This window comes from Dapis hubbardiae BLCC-M172, from assembly GCF_050016015.1.
In the GTDB taxonomy this organism is placed as follows: domain Bacteria; phylum Cyanobacteriota; class Cyanobacteriia; order Cyanobacteriales; family Microcoleaceae; genus Trichodesmium.
This window is the reverse complement of record NZ_JBNHEQ010000048.1, coordinates 4,708-7,590: the sequence shown is the minus strand read 5'-3', so window position 1 is coordinate 7,590 and position 2,883 is coordinate 4,708. Positions and strand designations below refer to the sequence as shown.

The following is a 2,883-nucleotide window of genomic DNA, read 5'->3' as shown; positions in this document are numbered from 1 at the left end:
CATTATCCATTATCCATTATCCATTATCCATTATCCATTATCCATTATCCATTATCAAAAATGCCTTATAGTCTCATCCTCAATCTAATACCTCAATCTCCCATTCCTACCGGATATCTAACAGGTAGACATCTCCATGCTTTGTTCTTAAATTTAGTTAGTTATGTCGATAGAAATTTAGGCGATCGCCTCCATGAGTCTACTGCTAATAAACCTTTTACTGTCAGTCTTTTACAAACTAAAAAAAACCAGTCAAAAAATCGCAGTTATACTCTCCAATACCAACATAAAAATTCTATTCCAGCAAATACTAATTGTTGGTGGCGCATATCTCTTTTAGATGACAATTTATTCGGCGAATTAACTAAACTTTGGTTAAATATTAATCCCGAAAAACCTTGGCATTTAGGTCCGGCAAATTTAAACATTATTAGTATTCTGAGTACGCCGAAATCTAATCAACCTTGGGTTAGTTCTTTTTCCTATCCAGAATTATATGAAAATGCTTCTGATTCTCAGAGAATTATTACTTTAAATTTTGCTACTCCTACTTGTTTTCGACAAGGAAGTTATGATATGCCCATGCCGACAAAAGATTCTGTGTTTAATTCTCTATTGAATCGTTGGGATAGATATAGTGGTATGGAATTTTTTGAAATTCCCATTGACTCTATTTATCCAAGTTATATTGATATTAATACACAAATTGTTGCTGATTCCCGAAGTAAGTTTATTGGCGTTGTTGGTGAAGTAACTTATCGAATTTTTGGGGATATTCAACCAGAGAAAATTAAACAAATTAATGCTTTAGCTGATTTTTCTATGTATTGCGGTTTGGGGAGAAAAACGCCGATGGGAATGGGAATGGTGAGGCGTGGGAGTAGGGGAGTGGGGGAGTAAGGGAGTAGGGGAGTAGGGGAGCGGGGGAGGTGTGGGAGGTGTGGGGAGTGTGGGGGGTGTGGGAGGTGTGGGAGTAGAAGGAATAATTTTCCCTTGATTTTTCTGTACCTTTCTGCCTTTTATCCTAACTTTTTGAGTTAAATTAACTGAAAACCAGGGACTTTTTTCGACCATAAAAAGTTTCAAGGGTTTATCTGTGATGCTTACAGATTTAATCAGCAGAGCAATAATTAATAACTAACCTGATAATGTCATTGCGACGGGGAATAATTGATAGTTAATCTAACAAATTAAGCCATTAATACCCCTGAAGCAATCTCAGTTTTTATCAAGATTGTTTCCTTCCACTCCGTTCCAGTCGCCATGACTAAAAACTATCTTTTAAAATCTCATTGCGACGAGGAATAATTGATAGTTAATCTAACAAATTAAGCCATGAATACCCCCGAAGCAATCTCAGTTTTTATCAAGATTGCTTCGCCGGGATTAATCAGGGAAAATAACAAAGCTATTTTTTCTCCATCCCGCCTCGCAATGACAGACAATTTTTTTAGTAATTAAGTCTTTATCCTATCAACAATCAAGGTTTTTTATGCAAAATAATGATTATGTTCCAATTGCTGCTTTGAATCAATATAGTTATTGCCCACATCGTTTTTGGCGGATGTTTTGTGCTGGAGAATTTGTCGATAATCAATACACAATTGAAGGTACAAATATCCATGAACGAATCCATACTTTGGGCGAAGGAAACCGAGAGGATGTTTGGCAAGTTCGCGCCGTTTGGTTAAAGTCAGAAAAATATAAATTAATCGGCAAATCAGATTTAATTGAATCTGAAAATGGTGAGTTTTTTCCTGTGGAATATAAACGGGGAAAAAAGGGTAAATGGGATAATGATGAATTACAAGTTTGCGCTCAAGCTTTGTGTTTAGAAGAGATGACTGGGAAAAATATTAATACTGGTTATATCTATTCTGCTGAATCTCATCGACGGCAAATTGTGGAAATTTCAACAGATTTAAGAAACCAGGCGATCGCTACTATTTCTGATGTGTTGAAGTTGTGGGAAGCAGGAATTATACCTCTAGCAATTTATAGTCCTCGTTGTCGTGGTTGTAGTCTTTTTTCTCAATGTTTACCTTTAGCAAATCAACGAGTAAATAAATATCGAGAGGAAGTTTAGAGGAGTGTGGGAAGGGTGGGAGGTGTCGGAAGGGTGGGAAGAGAAGGAAGTTTAAATGTAGGTTGGGTTGAGGTACGAAACCCAACGTTAGTTATATCATATCGGAAAAATTATAAATAAAAAATAATTATGATTTTCACAAAACCAACAATTACCTATATGGAAAAACTCGAAACATTAGAACCAAAGGAGAATAGTGATACTGAAAAACTAAAAACTATCTATCTATAAAATACCAGAATTTCATGTTGGGTTTCACTATCGCTCAACCAAACCTACTAACTAACAACTATCTATCTGAAAAACACCAGAGTTTAATGTTGGGTTTCACTGAAAAATCAACAACTATCTATCTAGAAAATACCAGAGTTTAATGTTGGGTTTCACTGAAAAATCAACCCAACCTACTAACTAACAACTATCTATCTGAAAAACACCAGAATTTCATGTTGGGTTTCACTGAAAAATCAACAACTATCTATCTAGAAAATACCAGAGTTTAATGTTGGGTTTCACTATCGCTCAACCAAACCTACTAACTAACAACTACATATCCGAAAAATACCAGAGTTTAATGTTGGATTTCAATGAAAACTCAACAACTATCTATCTATAAAATACCAGAGTTTAATGTTGGGTTTCACTATCGCTCAACCAAACCTACTAACTAACAACTACATATCCGAAAAATACCAGAGTTTAATGTTGGATTTCAATGAAAACTCAACAACTATCTATCTATAAAATACCAGAGTTTAATGTTGGGTTTCACTATCGCTCAACCAAACCTACTAACT

The 2,883-nt window shown here is 35.3% G+C and carries 3 protein-coding genes; all 3 read left to right on the top strand.

Going from position 1 to position 2,883, the window contains the following annotated elements; translation table 11 throughout:
* A partial coding sequence (gene cas6, locus ACP6PK_RS04970) for a CRISPR-associated endoribonuclease Cas6 (RefSeq protein WP_426558289.1) occupies nt 1–900 on the top strand: 900 nt, incomplete at its 5' end.
* Between the two features lie 592 nt (nt 901–1,492).
* Complete coding sequence (gene cas4, locus ACP6PK_RS04965) at nt 1,493–2,086, top strand: CRISPR-associated protein Cas4 (RefSeq protein ID WP_426558287.1); 594 nt, start codon at nt 1,493–1,495, stop codon at nt 2,084–2,086.
* Nucleotides 2,087–2,331: 245 nt separating this feature from the next.
* The gene (locus tag ACP6PK_RS04960; protein ID WP_426558285.1) at nt 2,332–2,460 is read left to right on the top strand and encodes a hypothetical protein; all 129 of its coding nucleotides are present in this window, start codon (nt 2,332–2,334) and stop codon (nt 2,458–2,460) included.
* The last annotated feature ends 423 nt before the right edge of the window (nt 2,461–2,883 follow it).

Excerpts from the sequence above, each read along its gene's own strand:
- ACP6PK_RS04960 (WP_426558285.1), top strand. The coding sequence starts at position 2,332 with ATGTTGGGTTTCACTATCGCTCAACCAAACCTACTAACTAACAACTAT.
- cas4 (WP_426558287.1), top strand. The coding sequence starts at position 1,493 with ATGCAAAATAATGATTATGTTCCAATTGCTGCTTTGAATCAATATAGT.